The organism is Enterobacter sp. A103 (assembly GCF_034427535.1).
Lineage (GTDB): Bacteria > Pseudomonadota > Gammaproteobacteria > Enterobacterales > Enterobacteriaceae > Enterobacter > Enterobacter asburiae_B.
On record NZ_JAXQPQ010000004.1, the window covers coordinates 146540 to 171230 of the forward strand.

Below are 24691 nucleotides of genomic sequence, written 5' to 3' on the forward strand. Positions count from 1 at the left end.
GCAAGGTTAAAGTTTGGCGGCGAGAAGATCTTCAAGTTTGCGCTGGTCGACGGCGAACTGGCGGATGCCGTCCGCCAGTTTTTCCACGGCCATGGCGTCCTGATTGTGCTCCCAGCGGAATTCCGCTTCGGTCATGGCTTTCGGTTTTGGCAGAACGGTGGAGGTCGGCACCAGCTTGCGGATCACCGTTTCTTCTTTGTCCTGGAGCTCCTGGAGCAGGTTAGGGGAGATGGTCAGACGGTCGCAGCCTGCCAGGGCGAGGATCTGCTCGGTACGGCGGAAGCTGGCCCCCATCACGATGGTTTCATAGCGGTGCTGTTTGTAGTAGTCGTAGATATTACGGACCGATTTCACGCCCGGATCCTCATCCACCACGTACGGATCCATCGGCTGTTTCGCCTGATACCAGTCGTAGATGCGCCCGACAAACGGCGAGACGAGGAACACGCCCGCTTCAGCGCAGGCGCGCGCCTGGGCAAACGAGAACAGCAGGGTCAGGTTGCAGTGGATGCCTTCTTTTTCCAGCACCTCTGCCGCACGGATGCCTTCCCAGGTGGAGGCCAGCTTGATCAGAATGCGTGATTTATCGATCCCCTGCTCCTCGTACAGTTCCACCAGGCGACGCGCCTTATTAATGCTCTTTTCTTTATCGAACGAGAGGCGGGCGTCGACTTCGGTCGAGACGCGGCCCGGGATGCTTTTAAGAATTTCCGCACCAAAATTAACCGCCAGCTTATCGCTGGCTTCGGCGACCTGCTGCTCCTGCGTTTTCCCGCGCTGTTTACCGTAGGCAATGGCGTCATCAATCAGATGGCTAAAATGGGCAAGCCCGGCCGCTTTGAGCAGCAGCGAAGGGTTGGTGGTCGCGTCTTCCGGCTGATAGTGGCGAATCGACTCGATATCGCCGCTGTCTGCAACAACGGTGGTGAATTTTTTGATGCCGTCTAGCTGGTTCATAAATGATTACTCCTTGGAAATAAAAGAGTTAGATGAGTGCGTTAGTTCACACTTCTGGAAAAATCATGATGGACTTAACAAAAAAGCATAGCAGACGGGGGAGGCATTGCTTTTGAGACGGGTAACATGGCTGTTATAAATTGATAACAATTTTTAATGTGTGATGGTGAGAGTTTGGCTGCCTTCAAAGTTTAGGAGGCGGCCTGAGGCGATACTAGGCGGCACACCAGGGTGTGCATCAGGATCGCTTACGTCACCCTTTTGACCGATACGTGAAAGGAAAAATAAGATGGATGAGCAGTTGAAACAGAGTGCCCTCGATTTTCACGAGTTCCCTGTCCCGGGCAAAATCCAGGTCTCCCCAACCAAGCCGCTGGCAACCCAGCGCGATCTGGCGCTGGCCTATTCGCCGGGCGTCGCAGCCCCGTGTCTGGAAATCGAAAAAGACCCGCTGGCGGCCTACAAATACACCGCGCGCGGCAACCTTGTCGCCGTGATCTCTAACGGCACGGCGGTGCTGGGGCTGGGCAACATTGGCGCGCTGGCCGGTAAGCCGGTGATGGAAGGGAAGGGGGTACTGTTCAAGAAATTCGCCGGTATCGACGTGTTCGATATCGAGGTGGACGAACTCGATCCTGACAAATTCATCAACGTGGTGGCCGCGCTGGAGCCGACCTTCGGCGGGATTAACCTGGAAGACATCAAAGCGCCGGAATGTTTCTATATCGAGCAGAAGCTGCGCGAGCGTATGAACATTCCCGTGTTCCATGATGACCAGCACGGAACCGCGATTATCAGCACCGCCGCGATCCTCAACGGCCTGCGCGTGGTAGAGAAAAATCTCTCCGACGTGCGCATGGTGGTCTCTGGCGCAGGCGCCGCGGCCATCGCCTGTATGAACCTGCTGGTGGCGCTGGGTATGCAGAAACACAACATTGTGGTCTGCGACTCCAAAGGCGTTATCTATAAAGACCGCGAGCCGAACATGGCGGAAACCAAAGCGGCGTACGCGGTCGACGACGACGGTAAGCGCACCCTGGACGACGTGATTGACGGCGCGGATATCTTCCTCGGCTGCTCGGGTCCGAAAGTGCTGACCCAGGAGATGGTGAAGAAGATGGCGCGTGCGCCAATGATCCTGGCCCTGGCGAACCCGGAACCGGAAATCCTGCCGCCGCTGGCGAAAGCGGTGCGTGAAGACGCCATCATCTGTACCGGCCGTTCGGACTACCCGAACCAGGTCAACAACGTGCTCTGCTTCCCGTTCATCTTCCGCGGCGCGCTGGACGTCGGCGCAACGGCGATCAACGAAGAGATGAAGCTTGCCGCCGTTCACGCCATCGCGGAGCTGGCGCACGCCGAGCAGAGCGAAGTGGTTGCGTCCGCGTATGGCGATCAGGATCTGAGCTTCGGCCCGGACTACATCATTCCCAAACCGTTCGACCCGCGTCTGATTGTTAAAATTGCGCCAGCCGTTGCCAAAGCGGCGATGGACTCCGGCGTGGCGACGCGTCCGATTCATGATTTCGACGCGTACGTCGATAAGCTCACCGAGTTCGTCTATAAAACGAACCTCTTCATGAAGCCGATCTTCTCCCAGGCGCGCGCCGATGCGAAGCGCGTGGTGCTGGCGGAAGGGGAAGAGGCGCGCGTGCTGCACGCCACCCAGGAGCTGATCACCTTAGGCCTGGCGAAACCGATCCTGATTGGTCGTCCGAGCGTGATTGAAATGCGTATCCAGAAGCTGGGCCTGCAGATTAAGCCGGGCGTCGACTTCGAGATCGTTAACAACGAATCCGATCCGCGCTTCAAAGAGTACTGGAGCGAATACTACGCGATCATGAAGCGCCGGGGGATCACCCAGGAGCAGGCTCAGAAAGCGGTCATCAGCAACACGACGGTGATCGGCGCGATCATGGTGCATCGCGGCGAGGCGGACGCGCTGATCTGCGGCACCATCGGCGACTACCACGAGCACTTTAGCGTGGTGCAGGAGATCTTCGGCTATCGCGACGGCGTCCATACCGCCGGGGCGATGAACGCGCTGCTGCTGCCGAGCGGCAACACCTTTATTGCCGATACCTACGTTAACGACGATCCGACCCCGGACGAGCTGGCGGAGATCACCGTGATGGCCGCCGAGACCGTCCGTCGCTTTGGCATCGAGCCGAAGGTGGCGCTGCTGTCGCACTCTAACTTTGGTTCGTCTAAATCCGCGGCGGCGTGCAAAATGCGTCAGACGCTGGAGCTGGTGCGCGAGCGTGCGCCGGAGCTGATGATTGACGGGGAAATGCACGGCGATGCCGCGCTGGTGGAGAGCATCCGTAACGAACGTATGCCGGACAGCCCGCTGAAGGGATCGGCCAACATACTGATTATGCCGAACGTGGAAGCGGCGCGTATCAGCTACAACCTGCTGCGCGTCTCCAGCTCTGAAGGGGTGACCGTAGGGCCGGTACTGATGGGCGTGGCGAAACCGGTGCACGTGTTAACGCCGATTGCCTCTGTGCGTCGTATCGTGAACATGGTGGCGCTGGCGGTGGTTGAGGCGCAGACGCAGCCTCTGTAAGCGCGTGGTGTCGGGTGGCGCGTTCGCTTACCCGACCTACGGGTTGAGTAGGCCGGATAAGCGCAGCGCCATCCGGCAGCTACACCCAGTCCCGAACCTGAATAAACTCACGCAAGGCAGCCTCCGGGCTGCCTTCTTTTGGCTCGTAGCAGTACTCCCAGCGCACCAGCGGCGGCATCGACATCAGAATCGACTCCGTGCGCCCGCCGGTCTGCAGGCCGAACAGCGTCCCGCGATCCCACACCAGGTTGAACTCCACGTAGCGCCCGCGGCGGTAAAGCTGGAACTCGCGCTCGCGCACGCCGTAGTCGGTATTTTTACGGCGCTCGACAATCGGCAGATAAGCGTCGGTATAGCCTTCGCCTACCGCGCGCATAAAGCTGAACGCGGTATCAAAATCAGGCGCGTTGAGATCGTCAAAGAACAGCCCGCCGATGCCGCGCTGCTCGTCGCGGTGCTTCAGGTAAAAGTAGTCATCGCACCACTTTTTAAATTTCGGGTAGACGTCTTCGCCAAACGGTAGGCAAAGATCCCGCGCGGTGGTGTGCCAGTGCACGGCATCTTCTTCGAAGCCGTAGTATGGCGTTAAATCGAAACCGCCGCCGAACCACCAGACCGGGTCGGCGCCCGGTTTTTCCGCAATGAAAAAGCGCACGTTGGCGTGGCTCGTCGGCACGAACGGGTTGTGCGGGTGCACTACCAGCGAAACGCCCATCGCCTCGAAGCTACGGCCCGCCAGTTCAGGACGATGCGCCGTCGCAGATGCGGGCATGGCGTCGCCGTGAACGTGGGAAAAATTCACGCCTGCCTGTTCGAAGATGCCGCCGTTACGCAACACCCGGCTGCGCCCGCCGCCCCCGGCCTCGCGCTGCCAGTTATCTTCCTGAAATTCACCGCCGTCTGCGGCAGCCAGTTTCTGGCAGATCTCATCCTGCAGCTGCAGCAGGAAGGTTTTGACCAGTTGAGCATCGGGTTTCATCAACGTTTCCTGGAGTGCGCTTTTTGGTTATCGAACCAGTTGAAGTAACTGATAATGCCGGAGGCGATAGCGTTGGCGATCTTCTGACGAAACGCCGTGGTGCCGAGGAGCCGCTCTTCTTCAGGGTTGGTAATGAAGGATGTTTCCACCAGCACGGACGGAATGGACGGTGATTTCAGGACCACGAACGCCGCCTGCTCGGTTCCTTTGCTGTGCAGACGATGCACCGGCTTAATTTTCTTCAGAATATGCGAGCCGAGCGTCAGGCTGTTTTTGATCGTATCCGTCTGCACGAGGTCGAACAGCACCTGCTGTAGCAGGTGGTCTTTGTCGGTGGCTTTCTTCCCAGCGACTTCATCCGCGCGGTTTTCGCGGTCGGAGAGGTATTTTGCCATGGCGCTACTGGCGCCACGGTTAGAGAGTGCAAACACCGAGGCGCCGGCCGCGGAAGGGTTGGTAAAGCCGTCGGCGTGAATCGACATAAACAGATCCGCACCGTGCTGGTGGGCGATCTCAACGCGGTCATACAGCGGAATAAAGGTGTCGCCAGAGCGCGTCAGACGGGCGTCAATGCCGTTGCTGCGTAAAATTGCGCGCACGTTTTTTGCAATTGCCAGCACGACGTGTTTTTCTTTCGACCCGTTTTTACCGATGGCGCCGGTATCAATACCGCCGTGGCCCGGATCGAGCATCACCAGACGCTTCGCGCCCGGCTTTTTAGTTTTCGGTTTGCTGTGTCCGTTACTGGTTTTGAGCGTGCTCTCGTCTTTCGCCTGAGCCTGCTTTGCGATGCCCGTTAACGTTAAGGCCGCCAGCCCCGCTTTGAGAACCTGACGACGCGATGTGAGTGCTTTTAATGGTTTGAATGTGCTCATTCGGCCTGAATACTAAAAAATGGGGTCCTGGTGTTATATCGTATCGTGTTTCCCGTTACGACAGTCCATGTTGAGAATTGTTTTACTTTTCATTTCAATACGTGACAAAGTGACATTATGCCAAATTTTGGCGAGATTTTCCCCGGTTATTGGCGAAAGGCGAGCTTCGCGCCATAATCACTGTTTTTAAACCCGAAAAGGCGGTTAATACCATGGAGATACGCGTTTTTCGCCAGGAAGATTTCGAAGAGGTGATCACCCTTTGGGAGCGCTGCGATCTGCTGCGTCCGTGGAACGATCCGGAAATGGATATCGAACGTAAGGTGAATCACGACGTCAGTCTGTTTCTGGTCGCGGAAGTCAATGGCGAGGTTGTGGGAACGGTCATGGGCGGTTACGACGGCCACCGCGGCTCGGCCTATTATCTGGGCGTCCACCCGGAATACCGTGGCCGCGGCATTGCCAATGCGCTGCTGAACCGGCTCGAGAAGAAGCTGATCGCCCGCGGCTGCCCGAAAATCCAGATCATGGTGCGGGAAGATAACGACGTGGTGCTGGGCATGTATGAGCGTCTGGGTTATGAACACGCTGACGTGCTGACTCTGGGCAAGCGTTTGATTGAAGATGAAGAGTACTGAGATCCATCCGGCTGACTATGACGCGCAGGGCCGCGTCAGGCTGCCCTTTTTATTCTGGTGCGTTCTGCTGCTCCAGGCCCGAACCTGGGTGCTGTTTGTGATGGCCGCCGCGTCGCGCGGGCAGGGCGACACGCTGCTGAATCTCTTTTATCCCGATCATGACGCCTTCTGGCTCGGCTTGCTGCCGGGCGTACCGGCGGTGATCGCTTTTTTGTGCAGCGGACGACGGCATGCGATCCCACGTTTCTGGCGCGCGCTTCGCTGGCTGCTGATCCTCGCCCAGGTTGCGCTGCTCTTCTGGCAGCCGGTACTCTGGTGGTACGGTGAACCGCTGACGGGTACCGGCGTTGCGCTGGTGGTTGCCGATATTGTGGCGCTGCTGTGGCTGTTGACCAACCCGCGTCTTCGCGCCTGTTTTGCCCATCAGGATGATTAATCCGGCACTTTTTGCCGATGTCGCACTCCAACAAGCGTTGATTTAACAAGAAAGGACGTTTCAATGAAATCGCTGCGTTTACTTTTATGCGCTCTCCCGCTGGCGTTGACCGGCTGTTCGACGCTCTCCTCCATTAACTGGTCCGCCGCGTATCCGTGGAACTGGTTTGGCTCATCAACGGAAGTCACCGAGCAGGGCGTGGGGAAAATTACCGCCGCGACGGCGCTGGATCAGGACGCTATTCAGGATGCGCTCAGCAGCGATTACCGCCTGCGCAGCGGCATGAAAACGGATAATGGCAATATTGTTCGCTATTACGAAGCGCTGAAGGGCGACAAGCTGGCGCTGGTGATTAACGGTGACAAAGGCACCGTAAACCGAATTGCTGTGATGGATGAAGATATTCCGACGGCGAGCGGCGTGAAGGTGGGTACGCCGTTCAGCGACCTTTATAAGCAGGCCTTTGGCAACTGCACCAGCCTGCCGTCTGACGACAAGGTCGCGGTGGAATGTAAGGCCGAAGGCAGCCAGCACATCAGCTATGTCTTCACCGGAACCTGGAGCGGCCCGGAAGGACTGATGCCGTCCGACGACACGCTTAAGAGCTGGAAAGTGAGCAAAATACTCTGGAAGCAGTAATTTGCGCCTGAACAAACCGCCTCGCTGAAATCCGGGTATAATAGCCGCCATCAATGCCACGCTGACGTGGCATCTTTATTTCAGGAGGAGCGATGTCTCAGGTTCAGAGTGGCATTTTGCCAGAACATTGCCGCGCGGCGATTTGGATTGAAGCCAATGTTAAAGGGGACGTGGATGCCCTGCGTGCGGCCGGTAAAGCGTTTGTTGATAAGCTGGCCACCTTCCAGGCCAAATTCCCGGAAGCCCACCTCGGCGCCGTTGTTGCCTTTGGCAATAACGTCTGGCGTCAGCTGAGCGGTGGCGAAGGGGCGGAAGAGCTGAAAGACTTCATCCCTTACGGCAAAGGTCTGGCTCCGGCAACCCAGTACGACGTGCTGATCCATATTCTCTCCCTGCGTCACGACGTGAATTTCTCCGTTGCCCAGGCGGCAGTAGCGGCCTTTGGCGACAGCGTTGAGGTGCAGGAAGAGGTTCACGGCTTCCGCTGGGTGGAAGAGCGCGATCTGAGCGGCTTCGTCGACGGCACCGAAAACCCGGCGGGCGAAGAGACGCGTCGTGAAGTCGCGGTAATCAAAGACGGCGTGGACGCGGGCGGCAGCTACGTGTTCGTTCAGCGCTGGGAGCACAACCTCAAGCAGCTTAACCGCATGAGCGTGCACGACCAGGAGATGATGATTGGCCGCACTAAAGAAGCCAACGAAGAGATCGACGGCGACGACCGTCCTGTAACTTCTCACCTGACCCGCGTTGACCTGAAAGAAGACGGCAAAGGGCTGAAGATTGTCCGCCAGAGCCTGCCGTACGGCACGGCAAGCGGCACGCACGGCCTCTACTTCTGCGCGTACTGCGCGCGGCTGCATAACATTGAGCAGCAGCTGCTGAGCATGTTCGGCGATACCGACGGCAAGCGCGACGCCATGCTGCGCTTCACCAAACCGGTGACCGGCGGCTACTACTTTGCGCCGTCCGTTGAGCGTCTGCTGGCGCTGTAATGTCCTTTCTCCCTCTCCCTGTGGGAGAGGGCCGGGGTGAGGGCATCAGGCCTCCCCCTTATTCCCTTTTCTGCTTCTAAATCACCAAACGGTATATAAAACCGTTACTCCTTTCATCCCCGTTATAAATATTATGACTATAAGATAGTCATCACATTTATAAGGGTGCGCAATGGCCGTTACTGTACTGAAAAAAGGAACTCTGGCGCTGGCAGGTTTACTGCTGGTGGCACAGGCGCAGGCGACTGAACTGTTAAACAGTTCGTATGACGTCTCCCGCGAGCTGTTTGCCGCCCTTAATCCACCGTTTGAACAGCAGTGGGCGAAAGACAATAACGGCGACAAGCTGACTATCAAGCAGTCCCACGCCGGGTCGTCCAAGCAGGCGCTGGCGATTTTGCAGGGCCTGAAAGCGGATGTGGTGACCTACAACCAGGTGACTGACGTGCAGATCCTACACGACAAAGGCAAGCTGATCCCGGCCGACTGGCAGAGCCGACTGCCGAACAACAGCTCCCCGTTCTATTCCACCATGGGCTTCCTGGTGCGTAAGGGCAACCCGAAGAATATCCACGACTGGAGCGACCTGGTGCGTTCCGACGTGAAGCTGATTTTCCCTAATCCAAAAACTTCCGGTAACGCGCGTTATACCTATTTAGCCGCGTGGGGCGCGGCGGACAAGGCTGACGGTAACGATAAAGCCAAAACCGAGCAGTTCATGACCCAGTTCCTGAAAAACGTCGAAGTGTTTGATACCGGCGGCCGCGGGGCGACCACGACCTTCGCGGAACGCGGTCTCGGCGACGTGCTGATCAGCTTTGAATCGGAAGTGAATAACATCCGCAAACAGTACGAAGCGCAGGGCTTCGAGGTCGTTATCCCGAAAACCAACATCCTGGCCGAGTTCCCGGTGGCGTGGGTGGATAAAAACGTGCAGGCGAACGGTACCGAGAAAGCGGCAAAAGCCTATCTCAACTACCTGTACAGCCCGCAGGCGCAGACCATCATTACCGATTACTACTACCGCGTGAATAACCCGGACGTAATGAACAAGCTGAAAGATAAGTTCCCGCAGACCGATTTGTTCCGCGTGGAAGATCATTTCGGCTCCTGGCCTGATGTGATGAAAACGCATTTTGCCAGCGGCGGTGAGTTAGACAAACTGCTGGCGGCGGGGCATAAGTAATGTTTGCAGTTTCGACAAAACGCGTGCTGCCGGGCTTTACCTTAAGCCTCGGGACCAGCCTGCTGTTCGTCTGCCTGATCCTGCTGTTGCCGCTCAGCGCGCTGGTGATGCAGCTTGCTCAGATGAGCTGGGCGCAGTACTGGGACGTGGTCACCAACCCGCAGGTGGTGGCGGCCTATAAGGTGACGCTGCTGTCGGCGTTTGTCGCCTCCATTTTTAACGGCGTGTTTGGCCTGCTGATGGCGTGGATCTTAACCCGCTATCGCTTCCCGGGCCGCACGCTGCTTGACGCCCTGATGGATCTGCCGTTTGCGCTGCCGACGGCGGTGGCGGGCTTAACCCTCGCGTCGCTCTTCTCCGTGAACGGGCTGTACGGCGAGTGGCTGGCGAAATTCGACATCAAAGTGACCTACACCTGGCTCGGTATCGCGGTGGCGATGGCCTTTACAAGCATCCCGTTTGTGGTCCGTACCGTGCAGCCGGTGCTGGAAGAGTTGGGTCCGGAATACGAAGAAGCGGCGGAAACGCTGGGCGCCACGCGCTGGCAGAGCTTCCGCAAGGTGGTTTTGCCGGAGCTCTCTCCGGCGCTGATGGCGGGCGTCGCGCTGTCGTTTACCCGCAGCCTCGGTGAGTTCGGCGCGGTGATTTTTATCGCCGGGAACATCGCCTGGAAAACAGAAGTCACCTCGCTGATGATTTTTATCCGTTTGCAGGAGTTTGATTATCCGGCGGCGAGCGCGATTGCCTCGGTGATCCTGGCGGCCTCGCTGCTGCTGCTGTACTCGATTAACACTCTGCAAAGTCGCTTTGGTCGACGTGTGGTAGGTCACTGATGGCGGAAGTTACGCAATTGAAGCGATACGATGCACCCCGCATTAATTGGGGTAAATGGTTTCTGATTGGGGCGGGCGTGCTGGTTTCCGCCCTCATTCTCGTCGTGCCGACGGTTTATATCTTCGTTCAGGCATTCAGCAAGGGCCTGATGCCCGCGCTGGAAAACCTGGCGAACCCGGATATGCTGCATGCCATCTGGCTGACCGTGCTGATTGCGCTGATCACCGTGCCGGTGAACCTCGTGTTCGGGACCCTGCTGGCCTGGCTGGTAACCCGCTTTAACTTCCCGGGACGTCAGCTGCTGCTGACCCTGCTGGACATTCCTTTCGCCGTATCGCCGGTGGTGGCGGGTCTGGTGTACCTGCTCTTTTACGGCTCCAACGGCCCGTTGGGCGGCTGGCTGGACGAGCATAACCTGCAGATCATGTTCGCCTGGCCGGGCATGGTGCTGGTCACCATCTTCGTGACCTGTCCGTTTGTGGTGCGTGAGCTGGTGCCGGTGATGTTAAGCCAGGGGAGCAACGAAGACGAAGCGGCGGTGCTGCTGGGCGCTTCCGGCTGGCAGATGTTCCGTCGCGTGACGCTGCCGAATATCCGCTGGGCGCTGCTTTACGGCGTGGTGCTGACCAACGCCCGCGCGATTGGCGAGTTCGGTGCCGTTTCCGTCGTCTCCGGCTCCATCCGGGGTGAAACCCTGTCGCTGCCGCTCCAGATTGAGCTGCTGCAGCAGGACTACAACACCATCGGCTCGTTTACTGCCGCAGCGTTGCTGACGCTGATGGCCATCTTGACCCTGTTTTTGAAGAGTGTGGTGCAGTGGCGTTTAGAAAATCAGGAAAAACGTCAGCATCAGGAGGGAAATCATGAGCATTGAGATTGCCAATATTAAGAAGTCTTTTGGTCGCACCCAGGTGCTGAATGATATCTCGCTGGATATCCCTTCCGGACAAATGGTGGCGCTGCTGGGGCCGTCCGGCTCGGGTAAAACCACGCTGCTGCGTATTATCGCCGGGCTTGAGCATCAGACCAGCGGGCACATCCGCTTCCACGGCACCGACGTGAGCCGTCTGCACGCCCGCGATCGTAAAGTAGGCTTTGTGTTCCAGCACTACGCGCTGTTCCGCCACATGACCGTGTTCGACAACATCGCGTTTGGCCTGACCGTGCTGCCGCGTCGCGAACGTCCGGATGCGGCAACCATTAAGGCGAAAGTGACCAAACTGCTGGAGATGGTGCAGCTGGCTCACCTGGCGGATCGTTTCCCGGCCCAGCTGTCCGGCGGACAGAAACAGCGCGTGGCGCTGGCGCGCGCGCTGGCCGTTGAGCCGCAAATTCTGCTGCTGGATGAACCCTTCGGCGCGCTGGATGCGCAGGTGCGTAAAGAGCTGCGCCGCTGGCTGCGTCAGCTGCATGAAGAGCTGAAATTCACCAGCGTCTTCGTGACCCACGATCAGGAAGAGGCGATGGAAGTTGCGGATCGCGTGGTGGTCATGAGCCAGGGCAACATTGAGCAGGTTGACGAGCCGGAGCAGCTCTGGCGTGAACCGGCGACCCGCTTCGTGCTGGAGTTTATGGGCGAGGTAAACCGTCTGCAGGGCACTATTCGCGGCGGACAGTTCCACGTTGGCGCGCATCGCTGGCCGCTGGGCTATACCTCCGCGCATCAGGGGCCGGTCGATCTGTTCCTGCGTCCGTGGGAAGTGGACGTGAGCCGCCGAACCAGCCTGGATTCACCGCTGCCGGTGCAGGTGCTGGAAGCTAGCCCTAAAGGTCACTACACCCAATTGGTGGTACAGCCGCTGGGCTGGTATACCGAGCCGCTGACCGTGGTCATGCGCGACGACGTGCCGCCGCACCGGGGTGAGCGCCTGTTTGTTGGTTTGCAGCACGCCCGTATTTATCACGGGAAGGAGCGCATCGAGACGCGCGAGGATATTGCTCTGGCGGAGTCAGCCTGATAGGTTAGGATTACGTAGTTTTGCCGGGTGGCGCTGCGCTTACCCGGCCTACAATATGACGTCTGTAGGCCCGGTAAGCTAAGCGCCACCGGGCTTTTTATTGGACAGCGATCATGAATACATTAGAAAACACCATCGGCAACACTCCTTTGGTCAAGCTTCAGCGCACGGGGCCGGACAACGGCAGCGAAATCTGGGTCAAACTCGAAGGCAATAACCCGGCGGGGTCGGTGAAAGACCGTGCGGCGCTGTCGATGATTGTCCAGGCCGAAAAACGCGGAGAAATTAAGCCAGGCGACGTGCTGATTGAGGCCACCAGCGGCAACACCGGTATCGCCCTGGCGATGATTGCTGCGCTGAAAGGCTACCGCATGAAGCTGCTGATGCCGGACAACATGAGCCAGGAACGCCGCGCCGCGATGCGTGCCTACGGGGCCGAGCTGATTCTGGTGAGCAAAGAGCAGGGAATGGAAGGCGCGCGCGACTTAGCGCTGGAGATGGCCGGGCGCGGTGAAGGTAAACTGCTGGATCAGTTCAACAATCCGGACAACCCGTACGCGCACTACACCACCACCGGCCCGGAAATCTGGCAGCAAACCGACGGGCGTATCACCCATTTTGTCTCCAGCATGGGCACCACAGGCACCATTACCGGGGTATCGCGTTTTCTGCGCGAGCAGGAAAAAACCGTCACCATCGTTGGCCTCCAGCCGGAAGAGGGGAGCAGCATTCCGGGGATTCGCCGCTGGCCGGCGGAGTATATGCCCGGCATTTTTAATGCGCAGCTGGTGGATCAGGTGCTGGATCTTCACCAGCGCGAGGCGGAAAATACCATGCGTGAGCTGGCCGTGCGCGAAGGTATCTTCTGCGGCGTCAGCTCGGGCGGCGCGGTAGCGGGTGCGATTCGGGTAGCGCAGGCAAACCCGGGGGCGGTAGTGGTGGCGATTATTTGCGATCGCGGCGATCGCTATCTGTCTACCGGCGTCTTTGGTGAAGAGAGTTATTCGCAGGGGGCGGGGATTTAAGCGTCATGGAGATGATTCTATTCCGGGATAACACCCGGGCGCAGCAAACCGACATTGTCGCCGTGCAGTCGCAGGTGGTTTACGGCAGCGTGGGGAACAGCATTGCGGTACCGAATATTCGTACCCACAGGCTGAACGTCACCGCCGTGCCGACGGTACTGTTTAGCAACACGCCGCATTACGACACGTTTTATGGTGGGGTGATCCCCGACGAGTGGTTCAGCGGCTATCTTAGGGCACTGGAAGAGCGCGAGATCCTGCGCGAGCTTAAAGCGGTCACCACCGGCTATATGGGCAGCGCCAGCCAGATCGTCCTGCTGGCTCAATGGCTGAAGGCGGTCAAAGCGCAGCATCCAGACCTGCTGGTGCTGGTCGACCCGGTTATCGGCGATATCGACAGCGGAATGTACGTCAAGCCCGAGATCCCGCAGGCATATCGGGAACACCTGCTGCCGCTGGCGCAGGGGATCACACCAAACGTCTATGAGCTGGAAGTGTTAAGCGGCAAACCGTGCCGTACGCCGGAAAGCGCCATCGCGGCGGCGCAGGGACTGCTCTCCGATAGCCTGAAATGGGTGGCGATCACCAGCGCGCCGGTGGCCGATGACCCGGAAAACATCCACGTGGTGCTGGTGACGAATGAAGGCGTGACCGTCAGCGCGCATCCGCGCGTAGAAACCGATCTGAAAGGGACGGGCGACCTGTTCTGTTCAGAACTGGTGAGCGGAATTGTTGAGGGGAAAACCGTTGCCGATGCCATTCGCATGGCCGGCGATCGGGTGACTGACGTGATGCTCTATACCCAGTCGAAGGGCTACGACGAGCTTATCCTACCGGCATAAACAAAAATGGCGCCCGAAGGCGCCATTTTTCTGTGCGGCAAGAATTACTTCTTGATGCGGATAACCGGGGTTTCACCCACGGTGACGCTGCCAGACAGTTTGATCAGTTCTTTGATTTCGTCCATGTTGGAGATAACAACCGGCGTCAGGGTAGACTTGGCTTTTTCTTCCAGCAGTGGCAGATCGAATTCAATTACCGGGTCGCCAACTTTAACACGCTGGCCTTCTTCCGCGATACGTTTGAAGCCTTCGCCTTTCAGTTCAACGGTGTCGATACCGAAGTGAACGAACAGTTCGATACCGCTATCAGATTCGATAGAGAACGCATGGTTGGTTTCAAAAATTTTACCGATGGTGCCGTCAACTGGAGCAACCATTTTGTTGCCAGTTGGTTTGATAGCAATGCCATCACCAACGATTTTCTCAGCAAACACTACATCCGGCACGTCTTCGATGTTGACGATCTCGCCGGAGAGCGGAGCAACAATCTCAATAGTTCCGGAGTCTTTCTTATCATCAGAAACCAGAGATTTCAGTTTATCGAACAAACCCATGATCTTCTCCTAAGCAGTAATTTGGGCCGCATCTCGTGGATTAGCAGATTGTTTTTTCTTCAATGAACTTGTTAACCAGCGTCATTAACTCGTCCGTTGTCGGTTGAGCAAGAGCCTGCTCTGCTAACACCTTCGCATCTTCGAAGTTCGTGTTACGGATAATCTTCTTAATGCGCGGGATGGAAATGGCGCTCATAGAGAATTCGTCCAGACCCATACCCAGCAACAGAAGTGTAGCACGTTCGTCGCCTGCAAGCTCACCACACATGCCAGTCCATTTACCTTCTGCATGAGAAGCATCAATAACTTGCTTGATCAAGTTCAGTACGGACGGTGACATTGGCTGGTAGAGATGTGAAATCATATCATTACCACGGTCAACTGCCAGGGTGTACTGCGTTAAATCATTGGTGCCGATACTAAAGAAATCAACTTCTTTGGCTAAATGACGCGCAATGGTCGCCGCCGCAGGTGTTTCCACCATTACGCCGATCTCGATTGACTCGTCAAACGCTTTACCTTCGTCGCGCAGTTCCTGTTTGTAGATTTCGATCTCTTTCTTCAGTGCACGCACTTCTTCAACAGAGATGATCATCGGGAACATGATGCGCAGTTTACCGAAAGCAGAGGCACGCAGGATCGCGCGAACCTGGTCACGCAGGATCTCTTTACGATCCATCGCGATACGGATTGCACGCCAGCCCAGGAACGGGTTCTCTTCTTTCGGGAAGTTCATGTACGGCAGCTCTTTGTCGCCGCCGATGTCCATGGTACGGACGATAACCGCCTGAGAACCACACGCTTCAGCCACGGCTTTATAGGCAGCAAACTGCTCTTCTTCCGTTGGCAGCGCGTCGCGGTCCATGAACAGGAATTCTGTACGATAGAGACCTACGCCTTCCGCACCGTTGCGCTCAGCGCCATCAACGTCGCGGACGGTACCGATGTTTGCGCACACTTCTACCTGATGGCCGTCCAGGGTGATGGCTGGCAGGTCTTTCAGCTTAGCGAGTTCGGCTTTTTCAGTCGCAACCTGCTCCTGAACCGCGCGCAGTTTATCGATCTCTTCATTGGTTGGGTTGACGTAAACCAGATTGTTTACGGCATCCAGAATCAGATAGTCGCCGTTTTTCACCTGAGAGGTGACGCTACCGGTACCCACGATGGCAGGCAGTTCCAGAGAGCGCGCCATGATAGAGGTGTGCGAGGTACGGCCACCCGCGTCGGTGATGAAACCGAGGACCTTTTTCAGGTTCAGCTGTGCGGTTTCAGACGGGGTGAGGTCAGCGGCAACCAGGATAACTTCATCCTGAATCGCGCTCAGGTCGATAATGGCCAGACCCAGAATGTTGCGCAGCAGGCGCTTACCGATGTCACGTACGTCAGCCGCACGCTCTTTCAGGTATTCATCATCCAGTTCTTCCAGGGCAGTTGCCTGACCTTCGATAACTTCATGCGCAGCCGCGTCGGCCGTCATGCCTTTATCTTTAATCAGGGCTATGATTTCCTGCTCCAGCTCCTCATCTTCGAGCAGCATGATGTGCCCTTCGAAGATGGCTTCTTTTTCTTCACCGAAAGTTTCGCCAGCTTTAGTTTTGATTGCTTCCAGTTGCGCAGATGCCTTGGCACGACCGCTCAGAAAACGTTCAACTTCCTGATCAACCTTGTCGGCAGAAATTTTTTTCCGGTCGATGACGATCTCGTCTTCTTTCAGCAGCAGTGCTTTGCCGAAAGCGATACCCGGGGATGCTAAAATGCCTGAAATCATAACCCTACCTTACTTGTGACTGATATTTAAAAGAACCCGGAAACTTACTCGAGCTCAGCCATCAGTTTTACCAGATGCTCAACTGCTTTCTGCTCGTCTTCACCTTCTGCAGAGATGGTGACAACGGTGCCCTGAGTCAGGCCCAGAGTCTGCAGTTTGAACAGGCTTTTTGCGCTCGCGCTTTTGCCGTTGGAAGTCACAGTGATTTCAGAAGTGAAGCCTTTTGCTTCTTTAACAAACTGAGCAGCAGGGCGGGTGTGCAGACCGTTCGGAGCGGTAATGGTAACTTCTTGCTGGAACATTGTATTTCCCCAACTTATAGGTTTAGTGTTGTGGAACTAAAGTCTAGCCTGGCGACTGAACTTTAGCCTGTATTGTTAGCGCTGACGTTTCGATCGTCATTAAACATTATGCAGCGAAAGCAAGACTTGAACCAAATCATAAAATCGATTCAGCAAGGCTATTTCATTCACCGATTAATTTCACGCATCAAAATAATTGCTGGTTTAAATACCAGACCCAACGGGGTGAAGCAATGCCAGGAGGGGCAAAAGTTTGAAGCAGGCCACAAAAAAGCACCTGAAAAGGTGCTTTTTTACGCGTTATTAACATGCTGGCACTACTGTTGCAGCTCTTTTTCGGTAAACAGATCGGCAAACAGTGCGGTGCTCAAGTAACGCTCGCCCGAAGAAGGAAGGATAACCACAATATTCTTGTTGGTAAAGGCTTCATCTTCCTGAAGCTTGAGCGCTGCCGCAACGGCTGCACCGGAAGAGATACCCGCCAGAATGCCTTCTTCATCCATCAGGCGACGCGCGGTAGAAATGGCTTCTTCGTTAGTGATAGTCACCACTTTATCGATCAGCTTCAGATCCAGGTTGCCCGGAATGAAGCCTGCGCCAATACCCTGAATTTTATGCGGGCCTGGCTTAAGCTCTTCACCCGCCAGTGCCTGGGTGATAACCGGTGAGTCAGTTGGCTCAACGGCAACGGTGATCAGGTCTTTTTTACCCTTTGTGCCTTTAATATAGCGTGACACGCCGGTCAGCGTACCGCCGGTACCTACGCCGGAGATAAAGACGTCAACCTGGCCGTCGGTATCTTCCCAGATTTCCGGACCGGTGGTTTTCTCGTGAATTTCCGGGTTAGCCGGGTTGCTGAACTGCTGCAGCAGCAGATATTTCGCCGGATCGCTGGCCACAATCTCTTCAGCTTTCTGAATGGCGCCCTTCATGCCCTTCGCGCCTTCGGTCAGCACCAGGTTCGCGCCCAGCGCTTTGAGCAGCTTACGACGCTCAATGCTCATGGTTTCTGGCATGGTCAGCGTCAGCTTGTAGCCACGCGCGGCGGCAACATAGGCCAGAGCGATACCGGTATTGCCGCTGGTCGGTTCCACCAGCTCAACGCCAGGCTTCAGTACGCCACGTTTTTCAGCATCCCAAATCATGTTTGCACCGATACGGCATTTTACGCTGAAGCTCGGGTTACGTGATTCGACCTTCGCCAGAATGCGTCCATTACCGATACGGTTCAGTCGAACCAGGGGCGTATGACCGATAGTCAGCGAGTTGTCTTCATAAATCTTACTCATGGCCTGTCCTTAACTGTATGAAATTGGGATACCGACCCAGCATACCTGTTGAGCAGGTAGGGGGAAGTAAGGAATTCGCATATCTATATACTGCAAGGAAATAATGGGGATCAGTATGGAATAAGGGGCGGCATAAGCCACCCCTGCTTTACACATTTTTGCATTATTTCCATAACGCGTGCTTAGCACGGTAGCAGTCGACCCACATCGCCGTCGCGCCGCAGACGGCGACGGGCATGATGAACAGATTCAGGAAGGGAATCATGGTGAACAGGCTGGTCAGCGCGCCAAACTGCATATTGGCGACCTTCTGGCTGCGCAGGGCGGTGCGCATCTCTTTAAACGGCACCTTGTGGTTATCGAACGGATAGTCGCAGTACTGGATGGCCAGCATCCAGGCGCTGAACAGGAACCACAGCACCGGCGCCACCGTCTGGCCAATGCCTGGCACAAAATAGAGGATAAGCAGCACGACCGCGCGGGGCAGGTACCAGGCAAACTTCTGCCACTCGCGCTTCATGATGCGTGGCAGGTCTTTCATGATCCCCAGCACGCCCGTGTCCGGTGGCGTCACACCGGTAAGCCGCGCTTCCAGCTGTTCCGCCAGCAGACCGTTGAACGGTGCGGCTATCCAGTTGGCAATCGTCGAAAAGAAGTACCCAAACACCAGCAGCACGGAGATCACCGCCACCGGCCAGAGCAGGTAGTTAAGCCACTGCAGCCAGTCCGGCACGTAACTCATCAGCGACGGGATCCAGCTCTCCAGCTTTGTGAATAGCCACCAGAACGCGCCGCCCATCAGAATAATGTTGATCAACAGCGGCAGAATCACGAAGCGTCGAATCCCCGGCAGGGAGACCAGTTTCCAGCCCTGAGAAAAATACCATACGCCGCTGCGCGGGGGAGAAGAAGATGTTGAAACCATAGCCAGGCTCTACTCCTTTTTACACAACCAGTGGAATTGCCCGCCTATATTATCCACTTACGGAGCAATGACCAGTTCGGAAATGTTCGAAAAACCAGCAAAAAGCACGATTTCCTTCATCTTTATGCTGTGAATGCTCTGCACACACTTGCACTTGACGTAAACGGCAAATACTCTTAGTGAGTAAATGTTTGCCGTGGTGGCAAGGTGTTAGAACAACAGAGAATATAATGATGCAGGATTTGCGTCTGATATTAATCATTGTTGGCGCGATCGCCATAATCGCTTTACTGGTACATGGTTTCTGGACCAGCCGTAAAGAGCGTTCCTCGATGTTTCGCGATCGCCCACTGAAGCGCATGAAGTCCAGTCGTGACGACGATGACAGTGAAGATGACATCGACGGCAGCGATGACGACGGCGTGGGTGAAGTTCGTGTTCATCGGGTCAATACTGCGCCCGGCGCAGGCCATGGGGAGCATGAAGCGCCTCGTCCTTCGCAGCACCAGTATCAACCGCCGTATGCTTCTGCACAGCCGCGCCAGCCAGCGCCGCAGCCTGTGGAAGAACCGGTGCGCCAGCCGCCGCAACAGCCTGTCTATCAGCAGCCTGCTGCGCCACAGCCGGTTCAACAGCAGCCGGTGCAGCAGCCGGTGCAGCAGCCCGTGCAGCAACAGCCTGCTCAGCCGGTACAACAACCGCAGCAGCCTGTTCACGTACAGCCTGCGCCTCAGCCTGCTCCGGCTCCACACGTTGAGCCTGAGCCCGTTGTAGAACCAGAGCCGGTTGTTGAAAAACCGCAGCGTAAAGAAGCGGTGATCATCATGAACGTGGCCGCGCATCACGGCAGCCATCTTAACGGTGACGTGCTGCTCAACAGTATTCAACAGGCAGGATTCAAGTTTGGCGATATGAACATTTTCCATCGCCATCTGAGCCCTGACGGTAGCGGTCCGGCGCTGTTCAGCCTGGCCAACATGGTTAACCCTGGCACCTTTGATCCGGAAATGACCGGTGATTTCGTGACCCCGGGCGTCACTATCTTTATGCAGGTGCCTTCTTACGGCGACGAACTGCAAAACTTTAAGCTGATGCTGCAGTCCGCTCAGCACATCGCTGACGAAGTCGGCGGCGTGGTGCTCGACGATCAGCGTCGAATGATGACCCCGCAGAAGCTGCGCGAGTATCAGGACCGCATCCGCGAAGTTAAGGAAGCTAACGCGTAATCGTCGCGTTTACTTCAACTCCTCCTCAACCCCCGCCTGTCGGGGGTTTTTTCTCATTGATGGTGCGATATGGACTCAATCGAACAACAACTCACTGAACTGCGAACCACGCTTCGCCATCATGAATACCTCTATCATGTTATGGACGCGCCGGAAGTCCCGGATGCCGAATATGACCGCCTGATGCGCGAGCTGCGCGAATTAGAGGCGCAGCATCCGGAGCTTATCACGCCGGATTCCCCTACCCAGCGCGTCGGCGCTGAGCCGCTGGGCGCTTTCAGCCAGGTGCGCCATGAGGTGCCGATGCTGTCGCTGGATAACGTCTTCGATGAAGAGAGCTTCCTCGCGTTTAACAAGCGCGTGCAGGATCGCCTGAAAAGCAGCGACTCCCTCACCTGGTGCTGCGAGCTCAAGCTGGATGGCCTGGCGGTCAGTCTTCTCTATGAAAACGGTGTGCTGGTGCGTGCCGCAACGCGTGGCGACGGTACGACGGGCGAAGACATCACCACCAACGTGCGTACCATCCGCGCGATCCCGCTGAAGCTGCAGGGTGACAACATTCCCGCGCGTCTGGAAGTGCGCGGCGAGGTGTTCCTGCCCCAGGCGGGCTTCGAGAAAATTAACGACGAGGCGCGTCGCACCGGCGGGAAGGTGTTTGCTAACCCGCGTAATGCGGCGGCAGGCTCTCTGCGCCAGCTTGACCCGCGTATTACCGCGAAGCGACCGCTTACTTTCTTCTGCTACGGCGTCGGTATTCTGGAGGGCGGCGAGCTGCCGGATACGCACCTCGGACGCCTGCTGCAGTTTAAAGCGTGGGGCCTGCCGGTGAGCAACCGCGTTCAGCTCTGCGACTCGCCGGAAGCGGTGCTGGCGTTCTACCACAAGGTGGAAGAGGACCGTCCGACGCTCGGTTTTGATATTGATGGCGTCGTCATCAAGGTGAATTCTCTGGCGCTGCAGGAGCAGCTAGGCTTTGTGGCGCGCGCGCCGCGCTGGGCGGTGGCGTTTAAGTTCCCTGCTCAGGAGCAGATGACCGTCGTTCGCGATGTGGAGTTCCAGGTTGGCCGTACGGGGGCGATTACCCCGGTCGCCCGTCTGGAGCCCGTGCAGGTTGCGGGCGTGCTGGTGAGTAATGCCACGCTGCATAACGCCGATGAAATCGAACGCCTCGGCCTGCGCATTGGTGACAAAGTGGTGATTCGCCGCGCGGGCGACGTTATCCCGCAGGTGGTTAACGTCGTGGAGTCGGAACGTCCTGCCGATACGCGCGAGATCGTCTTTCCGACCCACTGCCCGGTGTGCGGCTCCGACGTTGAGCGTGTGGAAGGTGAAGCGGTGGCGCGCTGTACTGGGGGCTTAATCTGTGGTGCGCAGCGTAAAGAATCGCTGAAGCACTTCGTCTCCCGTCGGGCGATGGATGTCGACGGCATGGGCGACAAGATTATCGATCAGCTGGTTGAGAAAGAGTATGTCCATACGCCAGCGGATCTCTTCAGGCTGACGGCAGGTAAACTGACCGGTCTGGATCGCATGGGGCCAAAGTCAGCCCAGAATGTGGTTAACGCGCTGGAAGCCGCCAAAGAGACGACCTTTGCCCGCTTCCTGTACGCGCTGGGCATTCGTGAAGTGGGTGAGGCGACGGCAGCGGGCCTGGCGGCGTACTTTGGTACGCTGGAGGCGCTGGAAAAGGCAAGCATCGACGAGCTGCAGAAAGTCCCTGACGTTGGCATTGTGGTCGCCACGCACGTCTTTAACTTCTTCGCCGAAGAGAGCAACCGTGAAGTCATCGGCAAGCTGCTGGAAGAGGGGATCAGGTGGCCCGCGCCGGTGGTGGTTAACGCCGAAGAGATCGACAGCCCGTTCGCCGGTAAAACGGTAGTCCTGACCGGCAGCCTGAGCCAGCTTTCACGCGACGATGCGAAAGCGCGCCTGGTGGCGCTGGGGGCCAAAGTGGCGGGCAGCGTGTCGAAGAAAACCGACCTGGTGATCGCCGGGGAAGCGGCGGGTTCAAAGCTGGCGAAAGCCCAGGAGCTCGGCATTGAGGTTATCGACGAAGCGGAAATGATGCGTCTGTTAGGAGAGTAACGTGGAGAAAGAACAGCTCGTTGAAATAGCCAATACGGAGATGCCGTTCGGTAAATACAAGGGCCGCAGGCTGATTGATTTGCCGGAGGAGTATCTGCTGTGGTTTGCCCGTAAGGATGAATTCCCGGCAGGGCGACTGGGCGAGCTGATGGCTATCACGTTACTGATCAAAACCGAGGGGCTGACCCAGCTGGTTCAGCCCCTGAAACGTCCTTAAGCCTTCGCGGCGCGGGTCTCTTCCTGCGCCAGCTTTTCGGTCTGACGCTTGTAGCGACGCGCCAGCACCGCGCAGACCATCAGCTGGATCTGGTGGAAAATCATCAGCGGCAGCACCATCATCCCAATCACCGAGGTCGGGAATAGAATATTGGCCATCGGGATACCGTTAGCCAGGCTCTTTTTCGAACCGCAGAACACAATGGTGATTTCATCCGCTTTGCTGAAGCCGCACCTGCGTGCCACAAAGACGTTTACCGCAATCACAATCGCCAGCAGGACGATGCTGACCACCACGATAAACAGCAGCGAACCTGCGCCCACCTTATGCCAGATCCCGTTCACAACCGCTTCACTGAAGGCGGAATAGACCACCAGCAGAATCGACGACTGGTCGGTTTTTGAGATCCATTTCTTGTGCTTAGCCACGAACGCCCCGGTCCATGGACGGGATAGATGCCCCAGGACAAACGGCAGCAGCAGCTGCAGGCAGATTTTTCCAACCTGCTCGAGATTGCCTTCCGCGCCGTGCATGTTCATCAGCAGGCCCACCAGCAGCGGGGAAACGAAAATCCCTAACAGGCTGGATGCTGATGCCGAGCAGACCGCGGCCGCAACGTTCCCTCCGGCGAGAGAGGTAAAGGCAATGGCGGACTGCACGGTAGCCGGCAGAATACAGAGATACAGGAAACCGGTGTAGAGAGCCGGGTCGACGTTAACCGGCGCCCACCAGGCAAACAGCACTCCGAGGATTGGGAACAGAATGAAGGTGCTGCACATCACCCAGAGATGCAGCCGCCAGTGGCTACCGCCGGCAATAATCGCTTCGCGCGAGAGCTTTGCGCCGTGCATAAAGAACAGCAGCGCGATGGCGGCCGTCGTCAGCCACTCAAAAAACGGGACGAAGCCCCCGCGGGCGGGGAAAAACGAGGCCAGTAAAACGGTAACAACCAGAGTGAGCGTAAACGGATCAACAATACGAAATAGTTTCATAATGACTCCTGAAAACAGATGTCGCTATTGTGCTTTTTTCCATTTGAGAAATAAAATTGATTTATTACATCCATTCATGAATGAAACAGATGAATTACTCCTTACGCCAGCTTCGTATTTTCGTCACCGTCGCTCACGCCCGCAGCTTTAGCCGGGCAGGGGAGATGATTGGTCTGAGCCAGTCGGCGGTCAGCCACAGCGTGAAAGAGCTTGAGAATCAGACCGGGGTGAAGTTGCTTGACCGCACAACCCGTGAAGTGGTGCTGACCGAAGCGGGGCAGCAGCTCGCCCTGCGTCTTGAACGATTGCTGGATGAGCTGAACAGCACGCTCAGAGACGTGGGGAGGCTGGGGCAGCAGCTTTCGGGGACCGTGCGCGTCGCGGCCAGTCAGACGATCTCTGCACACCTTATCCCGCAATGTATTGCCGAGGGAAGTCATCGCTACCCGGACATTGATTTTGTCCTGCATGACAGGCCGCAGCAGTGGGTGCTGGAGAGCATCCGCCAGGGAGATGTGGATTTTGGTATTGTTATCGATCCCGGCCAGGCGAGCGATCTGGCGTGTGAAAGCGTACTTTCCGAGCCATTCTTGCTGCTCTGCCGTGACGACGACCCGCTGGCTACGTTGCCGGAAGTCAGCTGGCAGTCCCTGACGGGCGCGAACCTGGTTTTACAGGATTATGCCTCGGGCAGCCGTCCGCTGATTGATTCCGCGCTGGTGAATCAGGGCGTAAAGGCAACGATCGTGCAGGAGATTGGTCACCCGGCGACGCTGTTTCCCATGGTAGAAGCCGGCATTGGCATCAGCGTGTTGCCCGCCCTGGCGCTTCCCCTGCCGCAGGGAAGCCGGCTGGCCGTCAAGCGATTAACGCCCGTTGTTGAGCGAAAGCTGATGCTGGTGCGGCGAAAAAATCGTTCACTCTCGGGCGCGGCGCAGGCTATCTGGGAAGTGGTGCGTATCCAGGCACAACGATTAACCGAAGCCCGCATACGCGACCCACTGTTTAACGCATCAGAAGATTAGATGTAGATATCAATCTGATTATTGTCTGAAGGGGTATTCACACCTTCCACTTTGCCCAGCTTTTGATCCTGCTTCTTCTGGGCTTCTTCGGCCTGCTGGCGCTGCAGCGCGGCGAGCTGTGCCTGCAGCACTTTGAGCTGGGTCTGAATAAGTTCCTGCTGCTTTTTCTTCTCATCGGTGCTGATGGGGCTGTTCGCCAGCTCTTTTAACTGCTGAGTCAGCTTTTTGATCTTGTCGAGAATGCGGGTGATTTGCGTAGCGATATCGTTACTGCTCGAAGTTCCACTCGCGCCGCTGGTTTGAATCTGTTGGGTTGAAGCCTGAATGGTCGTCATACTTTTTCCTCGCGTTATAAAACAGAGGTATCGGCACTAACGG

Annotated in this window: 25 protein-coding genes; 15 read left to right on the forward strand and 10 right to left on the reverse strand. The window is 56.8% G+C overall.

Going from position 1 to position 24691, the window contains the following annotated elements; translation table 11 throughout:
- Positions 1-6 precede the first annotated feature (6 nt).
- Positions 7-957, reverse strand: a complete 951-nt coding sequence (tal, locus tag SPH27_RS13295) for a transaldolase (protein ID WP_033146157.1) — start codon at positions 955-957, stop codon at positions 7-9.
- Positions 958-1246: 289 nt separating this feature from the next.
- Between tal and maeB the strand changes: the two genes are divergently transcribed.
- Positions 1247-3526 (forward strand): NADP-dependent oxaloacetate-decarboxylating malate dehydrogenase, encoded by a 2280-nt coding sequence (gene maeB, locus SPH27_RS13300; RefSeq protein ID WP_023308741.1) that lies wholly within the window; start codon positions 1247-1249, stop codon positions 3524-3526.
- 79 nt (positions 3527-3605) lie between these two features.
- Here maeB and hemF read toward each other — a convergent pair whose 3' ends face one another.
- The gene (hemF, locus tag SPH27_RS13305) at positions 3606-4505 is read right to left on the reverse strand and encodes an oxygen-dependent coproporphyrinogen oxidase (protein ID WP_039263704.1); all 900 of its coding nucleotides are present in this window, start codon (positions 4503-4505) and stop codon (positions 3606-3608) included.
- Positions 4505-5380 (reverse strand): N-acetylmuramoyl-L-alanine amidase AmiA, encoded by an 876-nt coding sequence (amiA, locus tag SPH27_RS13310; RefSeq protein WP_023308739.1) that lies wholly within the window; start codon positions 5378-5380, stop codon positions 4505-4507. The genes hemF and amiA overlap by 1 nt, the downstream gene beginning before the upstream one ends.
- 212 nt (positions 5381-5592) lie before the next feature.
- On the opposite strand from amiA, the gene SPH27_RS13315 reads away from it, so the two are divergent.
- The 10 genes from SPH27_RS13315 to pdxK all read left to right on the forward strand — a co-directional run bounded on the left by SPH27_RS13315 (position 5593) and on the right by pdxK (position 13930).
- The gene (locus SPH27_RS13315; RefSeq protein WP_024907604.1) at positions 5593-6018 is read left to right on the forward strand and encodes a GNAT family acetyltransferase; all 426 of its coding nucleotides are present in this window, start codon (positions 5593-5595) and stop codon (positions 6016-6018) included.
- Entirely contained in the window at positions 6005-6454 is a 450-nt protein-coding gene (locus SPH27_RS13320) for a DUF2919 domain-containing protein (RefSeq protein ID WP_058841577.1), read from the forward strand. Before SPH27_RS13315 ends, SPH27_RS13320 begins: the two co-directional genes overlap by 14 nt.
- A 63-nt stretch (positions 6455-6517) precedes the next feature.
- Positions 6518-7093 (forward strand): RpoE-regulated lipoprotein, encoded by a 576-nt coding sequence (locus SPH27_RS13325; RefSeq protein WP_182071345.1) that lies wholly within the window; start codon positions 6518-6520, stop codon positions 7091-7093.
- A gap of 92 nt (positions 7094-7185) precedes the next feature.
- Positions 7186-8085 (forward strand): Dyp-type peroxidase, encoded by a 900-nt coding sequence (locus SPH27_RS13330; RefSeq protein ID WP_182071344.1) that lies wholly within the window; start codon positions 7186-7188, stop codon positions 8083-8085.
- A gap of 172 nt (positions 8086-8257) precedes the next feature.
- Positions 8258-9271 (forward strand): sulfate ABC transporter substrate-binding protein, encoded by a 1014-nt coding sequence (locus SPH27_RS13335; protein WP_023308734.1) that lies wholly within the window; start codon positions 8258-8260, stop codon positions 9269-9271.
- Entirely contained in the window at positions 9271-10104 is an 834-nt protein-coding gene (gene cysT / locus SPH27_RS13340; protein WP_004123378.1) for a sulfate/thiosulfate ABC transporter permease CysT, read from the forward strand. Before SPH27_RS13335 ends, cysT begins: the two co-directional genes overlap by 1 nt.
- On the forward strand, positions 10104-10979 hold the full coding sequence (gene cysW, locus SPH27_RS13345) for a sulfate/thiosulfate ABC transporter permease CysW (RefSeq protein ID WP_023308733.1): 876 nt from the start codon (positions 10104-10106) through the stop codon (positions 10977-10979). Before cysT ends, cysW begins: the two co-directional genes overlap by 1 nt.
- Positions 10969-12063, forward strand: a complete 1095-nt coding sequence (gene cysA / locus SPH27_RS13350; protein ID WP_008501607.1) for a sulfate/thiosulfate ABC transporter ATP-binding protein CysA — start codon at positions 10969-10971, stop codon at positions 12061-12063. Before cysW ends, cysA begins: the two co-directional genes overlap by 11 nt.
- 113 nt (positions 12064-12176) lie before the next feature.
- Positions 12177-13088, forward strand: a complete 912-nt coding sequence (gene cysM / locus SPH27_RS13355; protein ID WP_048974890.1) for a cysteine synthase CysM — start codon at positions 12177-12179, stop codon at positions 13086-13088.
- 5 nt (positions 13089-13093) lie between these two features.
- Complete coding sequence (pdxK, locus tag SPH27_RS13360; RefSeq protein ID WP_182071343.1) at positions 13094-13930, forward strand: pyridoxine/pyridoxal/pyridoxamine kinase; 837 nt, start codon at positions 13094-13096, stop codon at positions 13928-13930.
- Positions 13931-13974: 44 nt separating this feature from the next.
- Here pdxK and crr read toward each other — a convergent pair whose 3' ends face one another.
- The 5 genes from crr to cysZ form a co-directional block, all read right to left on the reverse strand.
- A complete protein-coding gene (crr, locus tag SPH27_RS13365) occupies positions 13975-14484 on the reverse strand; it encodes a PTS glucose transporter subunit IIA (protein ID WP_003861316.1) in 510 nt (169 codons plus the stop codon).
- 40 nt (positions 14485-14524) lie between these two features.
- A complete protein-coding gene (gene ptsI, locus SPH27_RS13370) occupies positions 14525-16252 on the reverse strand; it encodes a phosphoenolpyruvate-protein phosphotransferase PtsI (RefSeq protein ID WP_023332954.1) in 1728 nt (575 codons plus the stop codon).
- A gap of 44 nt (positions 16253-16296) precedes the next feature.
- Positions 16297-16554, reverse strand: coding sequence for a phosphocarrier protein Hpr (gene ptsH / locus SPH27_RS13375; RefSeq protein ID WP_000487600.1), 258 nt, complete (start codon positions 16552-16554; stop codon positions 16297-16299).
- A 317-nt stretch (positions 16555-16871) separates the two neighbouring features.
- Positions 16872-17843 carry a cysteine synthase A gene (gene cysK, locus SPH27_RS13380; protein WP_014884739.1) on the reverse strand — a complete coding sequence of 324 codons (972 nt, stop codon included), beginning with the start codon at positions 17841-17843 and terminating at the stop codon, positions 16872-16874.
- A gap of 163 nt (positions 17844-18006) precedes the next feature.
- The gene (gene cysZ / locus SPH27_RS13385; RefSeq protein WP_048978876.1) at positions 18007-18768 is read right to left on the reverse strand and encodes a sulfate transporter CysZ; all 762 of its coding nucleotides are present in this window, start codon (positions 18766-18768) and stop codon (positions 18007-18009) included.
- 230 nt (positions 18769-18998) lie between these two features.
- Here cysZ and zipA point away from each other — a divergent pair, with 230 nt between their 5' ends.
- The 3 genes from zipA to SPH27_RS13400 all read left to right on the forward strand — a co-directional run bounded on the left by zipA (position 18999) and on the right by SPH27_RS13400 (position 22296).
- Entirely contained in the window at positions 18999-19994 is a 996-nt protein-coding gene (zipA, locus tag SPH27_RS13390) for a cell division protein ZipA (RefSeq protein WP_182071342.1), read from the forward strand.
- 69 nt (positions 19995-20063) lie between these two features.
- On the forward strand, positions 20064-22079 hold the full coding sequence (gene ligA / locus SPH27_RS13395; RefSeq protein WP_039263696.1) for an NAD-dependent DNA ligase LigA: 2016 nt from the start codon (positions 20064-20066) through the stop codon (positions 22077-22079).
- A 1-nt stretch (position 22080) separates the two neighbouring features.
- Positions 22081-22296, forward strand: a complete 216-nt coding sequence (locus SPH27_RS13400) for a DUF3820 family protein (protein WP_003861328.1) — start codon at positions 22081-22083, stop codon at positions 22294-22296.
- Here SPH27_RS13400 and SPH27_RS13405 read toward each other — a convergent pair.
- Positions 22293-23288 (reverse strand): bile acid:sodium symporter family protein, encoded by a 996-nt coding sequence (locus SPH27_RS13405; protein ID WP_182071341.1) that lies wholly within the window; start codon positions 23286-23288, stop codon positions 22293-22295. The two genes, SPH27_RS13400 and SPH27_RS13405, sit on opposite strands and share 4 nt — an antisense overlap.
- 89 nt (positions 23289-23377) lie before the next feature.
- On the opposite strand from SPH27_RS13405, the gene SPH27_RS13410 reads away from it, so the two are divergent.
- Complete coding sequence (locus SPH27_RS13410) at positions 23378-24313, forward strand: LysR family transcriptional regulator (protein ID WP_033146568.1); 936 nt, start codon at positions 23378-23380, stop codon at positions 24311-24313.
- Here the strand turns inward: SPH27_RS13410 and SPH27_RS13415 are convergent.
- A complete protein-coding gene (locus tag SPH27_RS13415) occupies positions 24310-24648 on the reverse strand; it encodes a FlxA-like family protein (protein WP_096150400.1) in 339 nt (112 codons plus the stop codon). The genes SPH27_RS13410 and SPH27_RS13415 overlap by 4 nt on opposite strands.
- Between the last annotated feature and the right edge of the window lie 43 nt (positions 24649-24691).

Excerpts from the sequence above, each read along its gene's own strand:
- ptsI (WP_023332954.1), bottom strand. The coding sequence starts at position 16,252 with ATGATTTCAGGCATTTTAGCATCCCCGGGTATCGCTTTCGGCAAAGCA.
- ligA (WP_039263696.1), top strand. The coding sequence starts at position 20,064 with ATGGACTCAATCGAACAACAACTCACTGAACTGCGAACCACGCTTCGC.
- SPH27_RS13405 (WP_182071341.1), bottom strand. The coding sequence starts at position 23,288 with ATGAAACTATTTCGTATTGTTGATCCGTTTACGCTCACTCTGGTTGTT.
- cysW (WP_023308733.1), top strand. The coding sequence starts at position 10,104 with ATGGCGGAAGTTACGCAATTGAAGCGATACGATGCACCCCGCATTAAT.
- cysT (WP_004123378.1), top strand. The coding sequence starts at position 9,271 with ATGTTTGCAGTTTCGACAAAACGCGTGCTGCCGGGCTTTACCTTAAGC.
- cysM (WP_048974890.1), top strand. The coding sequence starts at position 12,177 with ATGAATACATTAGAAAACACCATCGGCAACACTCCTTTGGTCAAGCTT.
- SPH27_RS13335 (WP_023308734.1), top strand. The coding sequence starts at position 8,258 with ATGGCCGTTACTGTACTGAAAAAAGGAACTCTGGCGCTGGCAGGTTTA.
- cysZ (WP_048978876.1), bottom strand. The coding sequence starts at position 18,768 with ATGGTTTCAACATCTTCTTCTCCCCCGCGCAGCGGCGTATGGTATTTT.
- SPH27_RS13320 (WP_058841577.1), top strand. The coding sequence starts at position 6,005 with ATGAAGAGTACTGAGATCCATCCGGCTGACTATGACGCGCAGGGCCGC.
- hemF (WP_039263704.1), bottom strand. The coding sequence starts at position 4,505 with ATGAAACCCGATGCTCAACTGGTCAAAACCTTCCTGCTGCAGCTGCAG.
- SPH27_RS13325 (WP_182071345.1), top strand. The coding sequence starts at position 6,518 with ATGAAATCGCTGCGTTTACTTTTATGCGCTCTCCCGCTGGCGTTGACC.
- cysK (WP_014884739.1), bottom strand. The coding sequence starts at position 17,843 with ATGAGTAAGATTTATGAAGACAACTCGCTGACTATCGGTCATACGCCC.
- cysA (WP_008501607.1), top strand. The coding sequence starts at position 10,969 with ATGAGCATTGAGATTGCCAATATTAAGAAGTCTTTTGGTCGCACCCAG.
- maeB (WP_023308741.1), top strand. The coding sequence starts at position 1,247 with ATGGATGAGCAGTTGAAACAGAGTGCCCTCGATTTTCACGAGTTCCCT.
- tal (WP_033146157.1), bottom strand. The coding sequence starts at position 957 with ATGAACCAGCTAGACGGCATCAAAAAATTCACCACCGTTGTTGCAGAC.
- crr (WP_003861316.1), bottom strand. The coding sequence starts at position 14,484 with ATGGGTTTGTTCGATAAACTGAAATCTCTGGTTTCTGATGATAAGAAA.
- SPH27_RS13415 (WP_096150400.1), bottom strand. The coding sequence starts at position 24,648 with ATGACGACCATTCAGGCTTCAACCCAACAGATTCAAACCAGCGGCGCG.
- SPH27_RS13315 (WP_024907604.1), top strand. The coding sequence starts at position 5,593 with ATGGAGATACGCGTTTTTCGCCAGGAAGATTTCGAAGAGGTGATCACC.
- zipA (WP_182071342.1), top strand. The coding sequence starts at position 18,999 with ATGATGCAGGATTTGCGTCTGATATTAATCATTGTTGGCGCGATCGCC.
- amiA (WP_023308739.1), bottom strand. The coding sequence starts at position 5,380 with ATGAGCACATTCAAACCATTAAAAGCACTCACATCGCGTCGTCAGGTT.
- SPH27_RS13330 (WP_182071344.1), top strand. The coding sequence starts at position 7,186 with ATGTCTCAGGTTCAGAGTGGCATTTTGCCAGAACATTGCCGCGCGGCG.
- ptsH (WP_000487600.1), bottom strand. The coding sequence starts at position 16,554 with ATGTTCCAGCAAGAAGTTACCATTACCGCTCCGAACGGTCTGCACACC.
- pdxK (WP_182071343.1), top strand. The coding sequence starts at position 13,094 with ATGGAGATGATTCTATTCCGGGATAACACCCGGGCGCAGCAAACCGAC.
- SPH27_RS13410 (WP_033146568.1), top strand. The coding sequence starts at position 23,378 with ATGAATTACTCCTTACGCCAGCTTCGTATTTTCGTCACCGTCGCTCAC.